Below are 15,433 nucleotides of genomic sequence, written 5' to 3' on the forward strand. Positions count from 1 at the left end.
AGCGAACCTTGAGCGAAGGATGAGCGAAGGATCACCGAAGGATAAAAGCCCGTGCGGCTCGCACAGAGCTGGCGCAGCCGAGTATGTGACGAAGGAATGTCGGCAAGGATAACCTCCCACAATTTAAAAAAATAAAGAAAAATTTGGCAGATATTATTTTATTTCGTACCTTTGTAGTGTAAAAAATCAAAATAAATAAATCATTATGAAACAACGAGTACCAGTATCACAGATTATGAGTAAAGACCTAGTCGTTCTTACTCCCACACAGTCACTTTACGAAGCCGAACGCCTATTCAAAAAACATAATATTCGCCATATACCCGTAGTAGAAGGCGATAAGCTCATCGGTATCGTAAGCTATTCCGACTTGTTGCGCATCAGCTTCGCCGATATGACCGATGGCGAAGAAGAAGTAACCTCAGTAGTGTACGATATGTACACCATACCCCAGATAATGGCAAAAAGCCCCCTAACGGTTGATGCCAGTACCTCTATCAAAGAAGTAGCCGAGATATTATCACAACAAAGTTTCCACTCCATACCCGTAGTTGAAAACGGCAAATTAGTAGGGCTCGTTACCACTACCGATTTGGTGAAATACCTCCTCGAACAGTATTAATAAACAACGAATGAACGATTCAACAAACGAATTAACATTAGAACTCACCGAAGTATCCCCTCAGTTGCTCTTCGGCGAAGACGAAAGCAATATTAAGCATCTCCGCAACTTATTTCCCAAAGTGAAAATAGTAGCACGAGGCAACAAGCTCATCGCCTTCGCCGATACGCTGCAACTTAATGATTTTGAAAAACAAATCAAAAAACTTATTGCCTATGCCAATAAGTACAACCAGCTAACCCCCCATATCATCGATCGTATCTTTGAAGATGAAGCCGCTCCCGATAAGACAATCATTGCCAAAAGCAACATTATCGTACACGGCAATAATGGCAAAATTATCAAGCCACAAACCAAAAACCAGCAAGAACTCGTCAAGCTGATGCAAACCAACGATATGGTCTTTGCCGTAGGACCTGCTGGTACAGGGAAAACTTACGTAGGGGTAGCCTTAGCCGTAAAAGCGCTCAAAGAAAAGCAAGTGCGCCGTATTATTCTTACGCGCCCTGCCGTAGAAGCAGGCGAAAATTTAGGCTTCCTACCAGGTGATCTTAAGGAAAAATTAGATCCTTATATGCAGCCCCTCTACGATGCCCTACGCGATATGATACCCCCCGAAAAGCTAAACGCTTTTATCGAAGCAGGGATTATTGAGATCGCACCTTTGGCTTTTATGCGCGGACGTACCTTAGACAATGCCTTTGTCATACTCGATGAAGCTCAAAACACCACACACGCACAAATGAAAATGTTCCTTACACGTATGGGGTGCAATGCCAAATTTATGATTACTGGCGACCCAGGTCAAATCGACCTGCCTCGTAAAGTATCCTCCGGACTAAAAGAGGCGATGCTCATACTCCAGAACGTAAAAGGCATCGCTTTCCTCCATCTAAACGATACCGATGTGGTGCGACATCCTTTAGTACGACATATTATTGAAGCGTATAAGACCGCCGAAAATGAGTAATTATGTATAGGGTGTAAAAATTATTGTTAAATACATTTTTTATTTTGGTAGTTGCAAAAATGTTTGTACATTTGCAGCGAAATTGTAAATAAAGATTACGATGAAAATAGCAGTCATTGGCACAGGTTATGTGGGCTTAGTATCGGGTACTTGTTTTGCCGAGATGGGCAACAAAGTAACTTGTGTAGATATAAACACCGAGAAAATAGAAAAACTCAAGCAAGGTATTATTCCTATCTACGAACCTGGTTTAGAAGAAATGGTGCTAAGCAATGTAGCTCATAAAAACCTATTTTTTACCACTAATATAGCGGATGCTATTAAAGAGGCTGAAGTAGCTTTTATAGCCGTAGGTACCCCTATGGGCGATGATGGTTCAGCCGATTTGCAATATGTTCTATCTGTAGCTCAGTCTATAGGCGAAACTATGCAGGGCGAACTTATAGTAGTTGATAAATCAACCGTACCTGTTGGAACTGCCGATAAAGTACGTGCTACTGTGCAAACTGCTTTAGATAAACGCGGGGTAAGTTACCCTTTTCACGTGGTGTCCAACCCCGAGTTCTTAAAAGAAGGAAAAGCCATTGAGGACTTTATGAAACCCGATAGGGTCGTAATAGGTGCTGATAATGAGCAAGCCCTCAAAAAAATGAAAGAGCTTTATAGTCCGTTTTATATGCAAAACGAACGAATGATAACAATGGATATTCGTTCAGCCGAGATGACTAAATACGCTGCCAATACAATGCTGGCTACCAAAATATCGTTTATGAACGAGATAGCCAATATCTGTGAGCGTGTAGGTGCTGATGTAAACAAAGTGCGTATTGGGATAGGCTCTGATAGCCGCATTGGCTATAGTTTTATCTACCCCGGCTGCGGTTATGGAGGATCGTGCTTCCCCAAAGATGTATTAGCACTTAAAAAATTAGCAGAAGAAGTCAATTATAAGGCAGAATTGATAGAATCGGTAGATAATGTGAATAATCGCCAGAAATACGTAATAGCTCAAAAAGTAATTAAGAAATACGGAGAAGACCTTACAGGTAAAACGTTTGCTGTTTGGGGATTGTCGTTCAAACCCGAAACTGACGATATGCGCGAGGCACCTGCCATCTATATCATCAAAGAATTGGTAAAACGCGGTGCTAAGGTACAAGCATACGACCCTAAAGCAGTACACGAAGCAAAAGTGTGTTACCTAAAAGGCATAGAGGTTACCTATGTAGATAGCAAATACGAAGCTTTGAAAGAAGCAGACGCCTTGTTGCTACTTACTGAATGGAAAGAGTTCCGCGTTCCCGACTTTGAAGAAATTGCCAAGTTACTAAAAGAAAAAGTAATCTTTGACGGACGCAATCAGTACAACGCTTTCAATTTGCCTCAAAAAGGCTGGGAATATATCCAAATAGGAGTATAGAAATAGAGATATGAAGATATTAGTAACAGGAGGAGCAGGCTTTGTGGGCTCAAACCTTTGTGAAGCCTTAGCAAAAAAACCTAATAATCAGGTCTATTCATTAGATAACTATTTTACTGGTAGTCGCGATAATCACGTAGAGGGGGTTATTTATATAGAAGGTAGTACCGAACATATTTTTGAATTGATAGATTTTGTTCCAGATCTTGTATACCATTTGGGAGAATACTCTCGTGTAGAGCAAAGCTTTGGAGATATAGATAAGGTATTATTATTTAATAAAATAGGTACCCTGAAGGTTTTAGAATTTTGCCGTAAGCACCAGTGTAAATTAGTGTATGCAGGGAGTAGTACTAAATTTGGTGATGGGGGATTAGGGAAAGACCAAAGTCCTTATGCCTGGAGCAAATCATCCAATACCGAGTTAGTAAAAAACTATGGTAATTGGTATGGATTAGAGTATGCTATAGTCTATTTTTATAATGTATATGGCAAGCGTGAGATACGTACAGGTAAATATGCAACCCTTATAGCGCTTTTTACTGAAAAAATGAAGAAGGGCGAACCACTTACAGTAGTAAGTCCGGGTACGCAGCAGCGCAACTTTACCCATATAGATGATATCGTAGCAGGGCTACTCATTGTTGGCGAAAAAGGTAAAGGCGATGGTTATGGTATAGGAAGCCCCGAAACTTATACAATTTTAGAAATAGCACAACTATTTGGTGGAAAAATAGAAATGTTACCTGAGCGCAAAGGCAATCGTATGACCGCCGAAGTGGTTACCCAAAAAACAGAAGAGCTTGGCTGGAAAGCTCAAAAGCATATAAAGGAATTTATAGCAAGTTTGTAAAATAATAAAATAATAAATTAAAAATAACTGCCATTGCGGTTCTCATAGGTGAAAATACTAGTAACAGGAGCAGCAGGCTTTATAGGAGCCTTTGTTTGTAAATCTTTAGTAGAAAACGGACATCAAGTTGTAGGAATTGATAATCTTAATACTTATTATGATGTAAATCTGAAATATGGAAGATTAGCATTTTTAGGTATTGAAAAAGATAAATGTGTTATAAATAAGCTTGTAAACAGCAAGTTATACCCTACATTTCAATTTGCAAAAATGGATATTACCGATAAGCAAACTTTGGCATCATTGGTTAAAGAGCAACAATTTGAGGTAATATGTAATTTAGCGGCACAAGCAGGTGTAAGGTACTCTATTGAAAATCCAGATTCATATATACAATCTAATATATTGGGTTTTACTAATATATTGGAGTGTTGTCGTCATTTTTCAGTAAAACATTTGGTATATGCAAGTAGTTCAAGTGTATATGGAATGAATGCTAAGATTCCTTTTTCTGAAAAGGATCAAGTTGATGCCCCAGTAAGCCTATATGCTGCTACTAAAAAAAGCAATGAATTGATGGCACATACTTATACTCATCTTTATAAGTTTGCAAGTACTGGATTGCGTTTTTTTACTGTTTATGGTCCTTGGGGGCGTCCTGATATGTCACCTATTTTATTTGCCAATGCCATTGCACAAGAAGAAGCTATAAAAGTGTTCAATAAGGGCGATATGGAACGCGATTTTACTTATATTAATGATATTGTAAAAGGTGTGGTAACTATTATAGAAAAACCTATTACAGATTTTAGGTCTCTGTACAAAATATATAATATAGGAAATAATAATTCTGTAAAGTTAATGGACTTTATAGCTACTATTGAAAAATATATGGGTAAGAAAGCTAAAAAAGAGATGTATCCTATGCAAATGGGAGATGTAAAACGTACTTGGGCTGATGTAAGTGAATTAATAAAAGACTATAACTATAAACCTTCAACAAGTATAGAAGAGGGTATAAAACAGTTTATAACTTGGTATAAAGAGTATTATAAATAATGAAATATACCATACATTTAAAAAACGACACAACCTATACTTGCGATCAGAATACCTCTTTGCTAAAAGCTGCTTTAGATAATGATATTAGTTTAGAATATTCATGTTTTGAGGCGCGTTGTAGGAGTTGTAGAGTGAAAGTGCTTGAAGGAGAGGTAGAGAACCTACAAGATGAACAAGTACTTACCACTGAAGAGAAAGCCGCAGGCTATGTGCTGTCGTGTAATGTAGTACCTCGCTCTGATATAAAATTAGCGGTAGAAGATTTGGGAATAAAGTTACCTAAACCCCAAGTGAGCCCTTGTAAAATAAGCAGTATAGCAGCTGTTACCCCTAATATTGTAGAAGTAGTGTTGCGTTTGCCTCCTAAGGTAGATTTTCAGTTTTTAGCAGGACAATATGTAGATATTATCAGGAATGGACATAAACGTAGCTATTCTATTAGCCATAGTCAATATGAAGAAAACCAGTTGAAACTCCTTATTCGCAATTATGAAGGAGGTTTGTTTAGTAACTATTGGTTTAATGAGGCTAAGCCTAATGATTTGCTTAGAGTAGAGGGTCCTTTAGGAACTTTTTTCTACCGGCATAATGAAATATGCACTGATGTTGTATTATTAGCTACAGGTACTGGTATTGCACCTATAAAAGCTATTTTAGAACAGCTACAAGCCAATCCTGAATTATTAGCAAATAAAAAAGTATGGCTTTTGTGGGGAGGAAGAAAAAAAGAAGACTTATTTTGGAAACCTGATTTTACTTTTGCTCATTTTGAATATATATCAGTATTGACTCGTGAGGACAATTGGCAAGGAGCAAAAGGGTATGTACAAGAGATAGCTTCAGCACTGGCTATCAGTTGGCCTACAGCACAAGTCTATGCTTGTGGTAGTGAGGTAATGATACAAAGTGCTCAGGAACTTCTAACTAGACAAGGATTGAAGGAAGAAAATTTTTTTGCTGATGCATTTGTAGCAGGTAATAAGTAGATTAATTTTTTATGAAAGCAGTAATTTTAGCAGGTGGTCTCGGCACACGATTGAGTGAAGAAACAGCCTTGAGACCCAAACCAATGGTGGAAATAGGAGGAATGCCTATCTTATGGCATATTCTCAAAATATATTCGCACTACGGCATTAATGAGTTTATTATTTGTTGTGGTTATAAAGGCTATATTATTAAAGAATATTTTGCTAATTATTTTTTACATCAGTCGGATATTACTTTTGATATGGCAAATAATGAGATGCACGTACACCAAAAACGTGCTGAACCTTGGAAAGTTACTCTTATAGATACAGGTGCGCACTCTATGACAGGTGGACGCCTGAGAAGGGTATTGCCTTATATAGCTAATGAGGAGGCTTTTTGCTTTACATATGGAGATGGAGTGGCTGATATTGATATTGCTAAATTAGTAGCTTTTCATAAAGCACACGGTAAGGAGGCTACTCTTACAGCAGTATATCCCCCAGGTAGATTTGGAGCTTTGGATATAGTAGATAATCAGATTATGAAGTTCCAAGAAAAACCAAAAGGAGATGGAGCGCTCATCAATGGAGGGTTCTTTGTACTTTCTCCAAAAGTAATAGAGCGCATAAAAGGTGATAGCACTATTTGGGAACAAGAACCCCTAAAAGGCTTAGCAACTGATGGACAACTGATGTGTTATAAGCACGAAGGTTTTTGGCAACCAATGGATACGCTCCGTGATAAAACGCTTTTAGAAGAATTGTGGCAGACAGATAAAGCTCCTTGGAAGGTATGGCAATAGGAAAAGTAGATATTCATTTTTGGAAAGGTAAGCGTGTATTTATCACAGGACATACGGGCTTTAAAGGTTCGTGGCTATCGCTATGGTTACAACAGATGGGAGCTGAGGTAAAGGGATTTTCTCTAACTCCACCTACAAATCCATCTCTCTTTGTTGAAGCCAAAGTAGCACAGCATATGCAGAGTGAGATAGGCGATATTTGCGATTTCAGCAAACTCTCGGAGAGCATACGCACTTTTAACCCCGATATATTGCTACACTTAGCAGCACAGCCTTTGGTAAGACTTTCGTATAAAGAGCCTATTGAGACTTATAGTACCAACGTGATGGGTACTGTGAATGTACTTGAAGCCTCGCGCTATGCCTCGCACTTAAGAGCGATAGTAGTAATTACTACTGACAAATGTTATGAAAACCGTGAATGGGAATGGGGCTATCGTGAAAACGAACCTATGGGCGGTCACGATCCTTATAGTAATAGTAAAGGTTGTGCCGAATTGGTAGTTTCGGCTTACCAACGGTCGTTTTTTCACTCTTCTGATACAGCAGCTGTAGCCTCAGCACGTGCGGGTAATGTGATAGGAGGTGGCGACTGGGCTGAAGATAGATTGATACCTGATATTCTGCGCGCTTTTGAGAAACAACAGCCCGTGATCATTCGCAATCCGCTATCTACTCGTCCGTGGCAACACGTATTAGAACCTCTTTCAGGCTACTTAGTGCTAGCACAACGTTTGTGGCAAGATGGGAAGGCTTTTGCTGAAGGTTGGAACTTTGGTCCTAAAGACGATGATTGCCAACCCGTGCAGTGGATACTTGATAAGATGGTACATTTTTGGGGAGATGGAGCGCACTATGAAATAGATAAAAGTGAACAACCTCACGAAGCTAACTTTCTGAAACTTGATTGTTCAAAAGCTGCAATGCGCCTAAAATGGCACCCTAAATGGCGATTAGAGCAAACCTTGGAGCAAATAGTACATTGGCACCGTTCGTGGCTACAAGGGACTGATATGCAAGCAAGGTGTTTGCAAGAAATAGAGAAATACAATAATTAAAACTAACAACAAAAAACACTATAAAATATAAATGACTTTAGACACCATTAGGCAGGAAATAGCTCAATTAGTTGAAAAATACGCCCAAGAGGCTTACAAACCAAAGCCTTTTGAGGGGGGCACTACTGTTATACCACCTTCAGGGAAGGTGTTAGGAGCCCAAGAACTAAAAAATATGGTAGATGCCTCGCTTGATGCTTGGCTTACCACTGGGCGTTTTAACCGTGCTTTCGAAGAAAAATTAGCTGCTTTTTTAGGAGTAAAATATTGTATTACGGTAAATTCGGGTTCTTCAGCTAACTTAGTGGCTTTTAGTACACTTACTTCACCTAAATTAGGTGATCGTGCTATTAAAAAAGGTGATGAAGTAATAGGTGTAGCGGCAGGTTTCCCTACCACGGTGAACCCTATTATTCAGTTTGGAGCTATACCAGTATTTGTAGATGTAGACTTACACACACATAATGTAAATGCTGACCTTATAGAACAAGCTATTACCCCTAAAACAAAGGCGATAATGCTCGCTCATACCTTGGGGAACCCTTTCAACTTAGAGAAAATAAAAGCTCTTTGTGAGAAATATAACCTTTGGCTCGTAGAAGATTGCTGTGATGCGTTGGGTGCTACCTATAACGGACAAAAAGTAGGTACTTTTGGCGATATTGCTACTCTGAGTTTCTATCCTGCTCACCATATCACAATGGGTGAAGGAGGGGCAGTATTTACTAACAATGCAGAGCTAAAAACCATAGCTGAGTCTTTCCGCGATTGGGGACGTGATTGCTATTGTGCACCAGGTTGCGACAATACTTGCAACTGCCGCTTTTCGCAACAACACGGCGATTTGCCTTTTGGTTATGACCATAAATATGTGTATTCACACTTAGGTTACAACCTAAAAATTAGTGATATGCAGGCTGCTTGTGGCTTGGCTCAGTTAGACCGAGTAGAGGAGTTTATAGAAAAACGCCGTAAGAATTTCGCTTATCTAAAAAATAGATTGCAAACACTTACTGACTTTTTATATCTGCCAGAGGCAACCCCTAATAGCGACCCTTCGTGGTTTGGTTTTCCTATTACCCTTAAAGAAGAATCTGGTACCGCTCGGGTGGATTTGCTCCGTTTCTTAGACCAGCACAAAATAGGTACACGTTTACTCTTTGCAGGTAACCTTACTAAGCAGCCTTATTTTAAAGGAGTGGAATATCGTGTAGTAGGAGACCTTACTAATACTGATATTACGATGAACCAAACCTTTTGGGTAGGTATTTATCCTGCTTTAGGGGAGGAACATTTAGAGTATATCGCTGAGAAATTAGAAGAATATTTTGGGGTGAATTTTTAGTTGTTACGATAGGTAACCAAATTATGAGAGTACTTTTAACAGGAGCGACAGGTTTTTTGGGGAGCCATTTACTGAAGGCATTGATAAATAAGGGCTATGAAGTAGTAGTACTCAAGCGCTCTACCTCTGATATGTGGCGCTTAAAAGGTTTTGAAAACACCTTTAAAAGCTATGATATAGATCGTGTACCCTTGCAAACGGCTTTTGAAAAACAGCCTATAGATATTGTTATTCATACGGCTTGCGTGTATGGTAGAAAAGGAGAGAGTATACAAAAGATACTTGAAACAAACTTAATGTTTGGTATTGAATTGCTTAATACAGCAATAAACTTTAATACCAGAACATTTTTTAATACGGGCACATTGTTGAATAGACAAATAAACACTTATGCTCTTTCAAAGAACCAATTTGAAGAGTGGCTGCAAGTAGCTTCTGATAAGATACAAGTAATAAACCTAAAATTAGAACATATGTTTGGTGAGCAAGATGGTAATGATAAATTCACTTCTTGGATTTTGAACGAACTCCAGCAAGAAAAGCCATATATACCACTCACCGCAGGCACACAAAAACGCGATTTTATCTATATAGACGATGTGGTAAATGCTTATCTTATTTGTTTAGAACAAGCATCACAATTAAAAGCCTTTAATGATATAGAAGTATGTACTGGAGTGCTTACCCCTGTAAAAACTTTTGTAACACTGGTAAAAAGTACATTAGAAAAACTAAAAGGTAGCCCGATTGAAACCCAATTGAATTTTGGAGCACTTCCTTACCGAGAGGGTGAGATTATGGAACCTCAGGTAGATAATAGTGTGTTGTGCTCTTTAGGATGGCAACCTAAAAGGACTCTAGAAGAAAATATAGAACGATTTGTAAAAAAAGAAATAAAATGAAATATTTGATAACAGGAGGCTGTGGTTTTGTAGGCAGCAACCTAGCGCAAGAAGTATTAAATAGAGGAGAAGAATTAGTAGTTTTAGATAATCTTTTTCGTTATGGTAGTTCGCAAAACTTAGAGTGGCTCAAAAAACAAGGAATCTTTACTTATTATCCTTATGACATTCGCAATACTAATGATGTAGAGACTGTTATCAAGAAAGAGCAGCCTGATATTATCTTTCATTTGGCAGGACAAGTAGCGATGACCACCTCTATAGAAAATCCACGTTTGGATTTTGAAGTGAATGCAATCGGTACTTTTAACTTATTGGATGCCATTAGAAAATATTGTCCTAATGCTTGTATATTATATTCTTCAACTAATAAAGTATATGGAGATTTTGCTAATCTTACTTTTGAAGAAGGACAGATGCGCTATCTATGTCAAGAATATCCTAATGGATTTCCTGAAAGTTATCCTTTAGATTTTCATTCGCCTTACGGGTGTTCTAAGGGAACTGCTGACCAATATTTACTGGATTTTCATCGTATTTATGGACTCAAAACAGTAGTATTTAGACATTCATCAATGTATGGTAGTCATCAACACGCTACCTTTGATCAAGGTTGGATTGGTTGGTTTGTGCAAAAAGCAATAGAAATTAAGCAGAAAACAAACCAAAAGCTATTTACTATTTCTGGCAATGGGAAGCAGGTACGCGATGTGCTTTATGCAGATGATGTAGTAAACCTTTACTTTCAAGGAGTAAAGCATATAGAACAAGCTCAAGGACAAGTTTTCAATATTGGAGGAGGGATAGAAAATAGCCTTTCATTATTAGAACTCTTTGCTTTGTTAGAAGAACTTTTAGGTATAAAAATGCAATATAAAGAGCTTCCTTTTAGAGAGAGTGATCAGTTAGTTTTTGTGGCTGATAATACTAAAGCACAAAAACTATTAGAATGGCAACCTAAAATGACCTCAAAAGAAGGCATTCAAAAAATGGTAGAATGGGTTGAAAATAATTAATTGTATAAAATGAATAAAGGTAATTTAACAATATTTATACCAACATATAATAGGTTAGAGAAACTAAAACGTACTCTGAATTATTTATTATCGTTTCTAGATAGATATAATTTTAGTATATTAATAGGGAATAATGCATCTACAGATAAAACAAATGATTTTTTAACTTCTTTATCTAACCCTAATATTAGTTTTTACACTAATAGTAGTAATATAGGAATAACTAAGAATATATGTAAAGGAATTCAGAAAATTGATACTGAATGGACTTGGGTATTTGGAGATGATGATTTTTTTCACCCTAAAGCATTAGAGATTTTTTTTCGAGAAAAATCATACAAGCAAACGGGTTTCTATTTTAGGCGTAAAAACTTTAAGAAATTTGATATTTCTCTTGCAAAGGAAGAGAAAAGCGATTTAATAGAGACTTTTAGTATTAAAGAAGATACTATATTAGAGGCTTTGGGAGCAGGTTTTATTACTTCTTTTATCTTAAAAACAAATGAATTAGTAAATATCTTTTTAAATGTTATAGAAAAAGATGAGACTCTAAACTATAATGCTTATACAAATAAATTAGTATGTTTGCTATATGAGTCTAAATATGGATTTAATATATCAAAAGATGTTTTAGTTTTTCAAGATATTTCTAATGGAAGCCATTTTACTCAAAACATTGATAATGTATTTAAAGTTTTTGTAAGAGATGAGTTATATATATATAAAAAATTAGAAGAAAGTGATATTTCGTATATTGATTTATATAGGAAGACACTTTTTAGTAAAAGTATTTTAAGACCTTTCTATTTCTATAGGATGGAAAAAGGAGAGACTGTGAAAAAGGAATTGATAGATATAGTTAAAATTTATAAACTTCCTTTTTATTATAGGATAATAACAAAAGCTCCTTCTAGTTTGTTGAAGCTATTTTATAAGTTATATAAGAAAGTAAAAAGAGAAAATGCTTTTTTAGAAAATGCTGAAAATATTTAGACATATTGTAAAACCTACTTATTTATATCAAGTATCTGGACAGCTAAGTGCCCAATTATTAGGTTTCTTGTTAGGAGTTGTCTTGGTACGAGTTTCTGGGGTAGAGATTTCTGGGGGGTATTATTCATTGTTAGCAATTATGAATATGACTCTTGCTGTAGTTTATGGAGGAATATTAACAAACTATTTAAGAAATGCTATTGTAAAAGATTATTTAGTAGCTTTGATTACTATAATAGTGTCAACATTTATTATTTTTCTTTTTTTACTTCCTATTTTTTTAAATATAGGATATAAGTTCTCTAATCTTGCTTGTATTTATATTATTTCTTTATTTACAAGTTTTATTCAGATAAGTATATATTCCTTAAGACTTAGAAAATTAGATAAATATGTTTTTTTTCCTAATATTTTACCTATAAGTTTATTAATAATAGCTTTAGTTCTTTTTCAACCTAAAACATTATCTAGTTTTTTGTTATTGTCTTTATTTTCGTGGGGTACATCTATTTTCTTTGTTTTAAAAGAATTGAAGAAAATTTCTTATGATCAGGTTAGAGTAGACAAAATATTAAAATATTTGAATGCTTCTAAAATACTAATGTTTACATCATTAATGACTCAAATATATGGTAATTTAGACACTATTTTGATAAAATATTCTATAGGAGATACCTCAGTAGGACTTTATAAAATAGCAACTTCTATTACAATGTTTGTCTTACCCTCTATAGGTATTTTTAGCTTTATTTATTTGTCTGAGATACGGAATTATTTAAATAATAAAGATTTTATAGGTTTTATAGAAAGAAGAAAAAGACAATTTCAGCTAATATTATTTATTACTATTTTATTTGTTTTTTTTAGTGTTTTTTTTAATAAATATATAATAGAACTATTATATGATCTTAACTCAATGGAAGTAGTTATTACCTCTGTTATTTTATCTCTTTCTATTATGTTTAATGCTCTATCAATGGTTAATTCTTATACTTTAATAGGTATGGGACAAGAGAAAAAAATATTGAAAGTGACTTTTTTTGCGGCAATAGCAAATATCATATTGAATGTTATTTTTATACATATTTGGGATATATTAGGAGCTGCTATAGCAAATACCTTCACCCAAATAACTATCTTTATATATTATTCATTTATACTTAAAAAAGAAATTGGAAAGCTAAAAAATAATTTGCAACTTATTCAATGAAAAAAATATTTATAGCAGGAGACTTTTCTTATTACATATATGAACGAGCTGTCATTGAAAGCCTTTCTAGATTGGGATATAATGATATTCAAGAGTTTCATTTTAAAAAATACTTTTCTAATATTATAGGTAAAATAGAAAGACATTTTGTTTTTGTAGGGATTTGTACCTTATTAATGAACTTGTGCTTATGGATAAAAGTTTTTATAAAAAAACCTGATATACTATTAGTGTGGCGAGGCACTATGGTGCTACCTATTACTTTGTGGTTGATAAAAAAGACTGTAAGCACAACTTTGGTATCATATAATAATGATGACCCTTTTTCTGAATTTTATAAAAAAAACTTGCAAAAAGTAAGCTGGAAAAATAGAATGAACCAGCGTAGATTATGGACATATTTTGTAAAAGGATTACCTTTTTTTGACCTAAATTTTGTGTATCGACAAAAGAATATAGAGGAATATAAGACAGCTGGCGCTAAGCAAGTAAAGCTATTTATGCCTTACTATATTCCTTCACAATTACCACAGCAACCTCAAACAAAAGTATATGATATTATATTCATAGGACACTATGAAAAAGATCACAGAGTAACGTGTATTGATGCTCTTTGCCAAGCAAATATATCTATTGCTGTTTTTGGAGCAGGTTGGGAAAATAAGTTGTCGCATTATAATAAATATATATATCCTATATATGAAAAAGAATACTATGAAACTATTAGCAAGGCAAAGATATCATTAGTATTTATGTCTAAGCGTAACAACGATGAATATACCCGCCGTTGTTTTGAAATACCAGCTTGTGGAACAATGATGCTTTCAGAGCGTACCCCTGCCTTACAACGATTATATAAAGAGAATGATGAAATAGTCTTTTTTGACACTCCTGATGATTTGGTACAAAAAGCGACATATTATTTGCAAAATAATCGTTATGAAATAGTTGGGAAGAATAGCCAAAACAGAGCTGCACAAAGTGGTTATGATATAGATAGTAGAGTTAAACAATTATTAAATGATATTTTCGAATGAAAACATATATTTTTATACAGAACATTATAGCTCCATATAGAGTATCTTTTTTTAATGATCTTTTCACAAAAGGGTTCAATTTTAAAGTATTTTATATGAGAGAAAGTGAAATGGGGAGAAGTTGGAGGATTGACTTAAAAAAGCTAAATTATCCTCATTTTATTGATACAAAAGGGTTCTATTTTTTTCTTAAGAAAATAGGATTTCATTTTCATTTTAATCCTTTTCTTGTTTGTAGACTTTTGAAAGAAAAAGAATCTGAACTTATTCTAGGAGGTTCTTGGAATGATATAAATGTAATTACTTTGTGTGTTTTAAAAAGACTAGGAATTACTAAAAAGAGGTTTCATATATGGTCTGAAGCTAATATGAATACACTTGGAGCTAGGAAAGATAGTTTAATAAAAAGGACTATTAGAAATTTTGTTTTTAATACTATTGATGGCAATTTTATAGTACCAGGGAAAATGGCAGAGCTAACTTTTGAAAAATGGAATATTAAGCCTAAAAAATTTGTACATCTTCCTAATTTAATTGATGAAAATGTATTTCAGTTAGAAAGTAATTATTTAGAAAAGCGTAAACAAAATACATTACCGGTTTTTTTTATGCCGGCACGTTTGATAGAATCTATAAAAGGAATACTTAACTTTTTTAATGCTATAGGTGTTGAGAATATAAAAAAAGCTATATTTCTAATAGCAGGAGATGGGGATGATGAAAACTTGTATAAAGAGTATATTGACAAGAACAATTTAGGGGAGAATATAATTTTATTGGGCTTTCAAGACTATCAACAGATAAATGAATTATATAATAAGGCAAATATATTCTTATTATCATCATTTACAGACGCTTCTCCTTTGGTTGTTGTAGAAGCTTTAAAGATGAAAATGCCTTTATTTATATCAACCTATTGTGGGAATCACTACGAAGCTCTTAAAGAAGGTGTTAATGGATATAGTTTTGATCCATATAATCCTAATGAAATTAAGAAAAAATATGAAAAACTAATATCAGAAAAAGAAATGTTTGATAAATATGGATTAAATAGTTTTCAGATCTATTTGAATAATTTTGATAAAAACACAAGAATTGAAAACTTTATACATCAAATGAGAGAAGATAAATTATAGTATAGTAGTTGTTATAATATAAGTAAAAGATAAAAACA

15 protein-coding genes are annotated in these 15,433 nt (G+C 34.8%); all 15 read left to right on the plus strand.

Translation table 11 applies throughout. The features are described from left to right. The first annotated feature begins 205 nt into the window (after positions 1 to 205). A complete protein-coding gene (locus tag HMPREF9075_RS12250) occupies positions 206 to 622 on the plus strand; it encodes a CBS domain-containing protein (RefSeq protein ID WP_009416932.1) in 417 nt (138 codons plus the stop codon). Between the two features lie 10 nt (positions 623 to 632). Continuing rightward, positions 633 to 1,592, plus strand: a complete 960-nt coding sequence (locus tag HMPREF9075_RS12255; protein WP_009416933.1) for a PhoH family protein — start codon at positions 633 to 635, stop codon at positions 1,590 to 1,592. 100 nt (positions 1,593 to 1,692) lie between these two features. Then, on the plus strand, positions 1,693 to 3,012 hold the full coding sequence (locus tag HMPREF9075_RS12260) for a UDP-glucose/GDP-mannose dehydrogenase family protein (RefSeq protein ID WP_009416934.1): 1,320 nt from the start codon (positions 1,693 to 1,695) through the stop codon (positions 3,010 to 3,012). A gap of 10 nt (positions 3,013 to 3,022) precedes the next feature. Beyond that, positions 3,023 to 3,865, plus strand: a complete 843-nt coding sequence (locus HMPREF9075_RS12265) for an NAD-dependent epimerase/dehydratase family protein (RefSeq protein WP_009416935.1) — start codon at positions 3,023 to 3,025, stop codon at positions 3,863 to 3,865. A gap of 48 nt (positions 3,866 to 3,913) precedes the next feature. Continuing rightward, positions 3,914 to 4,924: an NAD-dependent epimerase/dehydratase family protein gene (locus HMPREF9075_RS12270; RefSeq protein ID WP_009416936.1), complete on the plus strand. Its 1,011-nt coding sequence runs from the start codon at positions 3,914 to 3,916 to the stop codon at positions 4,922 to 4,924. Further along, on the plus strand, positions 4,921 to 5,913 hold the full coding sequence (locus tag HMPREF9075_RS12275; protein ID WP_034557743.1) for a 2Fe-2S iron-sulfur cluster-binding protein: 993 nt from the start codon (positions 4,921 to 4,923) through the stop codon (positions 5,911 to 5,913). Before HMPREF9075_RS12270 ends, HMPREF9075_RS12275 begins: the two co-directional genes overlap by 4 nt. A gap of 11 nt (positions 5,914 to 5,924) precedes the next feature. Next, positions 5,925 to 6,698: a glucose-1-phosphate cytidylyltransferase gene (rfbF, locus tag HMPREF9075_RS12280; protein ID WP_009416938.1), complete on the plus strand. Its 774-nt coding sequence runs from the start codon at positions 5,925 to 5,927 to the stop codon at positions 6,696 to 6,698. Then, positions 6,689 to 7,756 carry a CDP-glucose 4,6-dehydratase gene (gene rfbG, locus HMPREF9075_RS12285; protein ID WP_009416939.1) on the plus strand — a complete coding sequence of 356 codons (1,068 nt, stop codon included), beginning with the start codon at positions 6,689 to 6,691 and terminating at the stop codon, positions 7,754 to 7,756. Before rfbF ends, rfbG begins: the two co-directional genes overlap by 10 nt. Positions 7,757 to 7,787: 31 nt before the next feature. Continuing rightward, positions 7,788 to 9,101, plus strand: coding sequence for a lipopolysaccharide biosynthesis protein RfbH (rfbH, locus tag HMPREF9075_RS12290; protein ID WP_009416940.1), 1,314 nt, complete (start codon positions 7,788 to 7,790; stop codon positions 9,099 to 9,101). A gap of 23 nt (positions 9,102 to 9,124) precedes the next feature. Then, positions 9,125 to 10,003 carry an NAD(P)-dependent oxidoreductase gene (locus HMPREF9075_RS12295; RefSeq protein ID WP_009416941.1) on the plus strand — a complete coding sequence of 293 codons (879 nt, stop codon included), beginning with the start codon at positions 9,125 to 9,127 and terminating at the stop codon, positions 10,001 to 10,003. Then, complete coding sequence (locus HMPREF9075_RS12300; RefSeq protein WP_009416942.1) at positions 10,000 to 11,019, plus strand: GDP-mannose 4,6-dehydratase; 1,020 nt, start codon at positions 10,000 to 10,002, stop codon at positions 11,017 to 11,019. The genes HMPREF9075_RS12295 and HMPREF9075_RS12300 overlap by 4 nt, the downstream gene beginning before the upstream one ends. Before the next feature lie 9 nt (positions 11,020 to 11,028). Beyond that, a complete protein-coding gene (locus tag HMPREF9075_RS12305; protein ID WP_009416943.1) occupies positions 11,029 to 12,012 on the plus strand; it encodes a glycosyltransferase family 2 protein in 984 nt (327 codons plus the stop codon). Further along, complete coding sequence (locus tag HMPREF9075_RS12310; protein ID WP_009416944.1) at positions 11,996 to 13,222, plus strand: polysaccharide biosynthesis C-terminal domain-containing protein; 1,227 nt, start codon at positions 11,996 to 11,998, stop codon at positions 13,220 to 13,222. Before HMPREF9075_RS12305 ends, HMPREF9075_RS12310 begins: the two co-directional genes overlap by 17 nt. Then, positions 13,219 to 14,259 carry a glycosyltransferase gene (locus HMPREF9075_RS12315; protein WP_009416945.1) on the plus strand — a complete coding sequence of 347 codons (1,041 nt, stop codon included), beginning with the start codon at positions 13,219 to 13,221 and terminating at the stop codon, positions 14,257 to 14,259. Before HMPREF9075_RS12310 ends, HMPREF9075_RS12315 begins: the two co-directional genes overlap by 4 nt. Further along, a complete protein-coding gene (locus HMPREF9075_RS12320; protein ID WP_009416946.1) occupies positions 14,256 to 15,395 on the plus strand; it encodes a glycosyltransferase family 4 protein in 1,140 nt (379 codons plus the stop codon). The genes HMPREF9075_RS12315 and HMPREF9075_RS12320 overlap by 4 nt, the downstream gene beginning before the upstream one ends. The last annotated feature ends 38 nt before the right edge of the window (positions 15,396 to 15,433 follow it).

Origin of the sequence: Capnocytophaga sp. oral taxon 332 str. F0381, from assembly GCF_000318275.2 — a bacterium.
GTDB lineage: Bacteria > Bacteroidota > Bacteroidia > Flavobacteriales > Flavobacteriaceae > Capnocytophaga > Capnocytophaga bilenii.

Bases quoted from the DNA above. Each gene is read 5' to 3' on its own strand.
- HMPREF9075_RS12250 (WP_009416932.1), top strand. From the start codon at position 206: ATGAAACAACGAGTACCAGTATCACAGATTATGAGTAAAGACCTAGTC.
- HMPREF9075_RS12255 (WP_009416933.1), top strand. From the start codon at position 633: ATGAACGATTCAACAAACGAATTAACATTAGAACTCACCGAAGTATCC.
- HMPREF9075_RS12260 (WP_009416934.1), top strand. From the start codon at position 1,693: ATGAAAATAGCAGTCATTGGCACAGGTTATGTGGGCTTAGTATCGGGT.
- HMPREF9075_RS12265 (WP_009416935.1), top strand. From the start codon at position 3,023: ATGAAGATATTAGTAACAGGAGGAGCAGGCTTTGTGGGCTCAAACCTT.
- rfbF (WP_009416938.1), top strand. From the start codon at position 5,925: ATGAAAGCAGTAATTTTAGCAGGTGGTCTCGGCACACGATTGAGTGAA.
- rfbG (WP_009416939.1), top strand. From the start codon at position 6,689: ATGGCAATAGGAAAAGTAGATATTCATTTTTGGAAAGGTAAGCGTGTA.
- rfbH (WP_009416940.1), top strand. From the start codon at position 7,788: ATGACTTTAGACACCATTAGGCAGGAAATAGCTCAATTAGTTGAAAAA.
- HMPREF9075_RS12295 (WP_009416941.1), top strand. From the start codon at position 9,125: ATGAGAGTACTTTTAACAGGAGCGACAGGTTTTTTGGGGAGCCATTTA.
- HMPREF9075_RS12300 (WP_009416942.1), top strand. From the start codon at position 10,000: ATGAAATATTTGATAACAGGAGGCTGTGGTTTTGTAGGCAGCAACCTA.
- HMPREF9075_RS12305 (WP_009416943.1), top strand. From the start codon at position 11,029: ATGAATAAAGGTAATTTAACAATATTTATACCAACATATAATAGGTTA.
- HMPREF9075_RS12310 (WP_009416944.1), top strand. From the start codon at position 11,996: ATGCTGAAAATATTTAGACATATTGTAAAACCTACTTATTTATATCAA.
- HMPREF9075_RS12315 (WP_009416945.1), top strand. From the start codon at position 13,219: ATGAAAAAAATATTTATAGCAGGAGACTTTTCTTATTACATATATGAA.
- HMPREF9075_RS12320 (WP_009416946.1), top strand. From the start codon at position 14,256: ATGAAAACATATATTTTTATACAGAACATTATAGCTCCATATAGAGTA.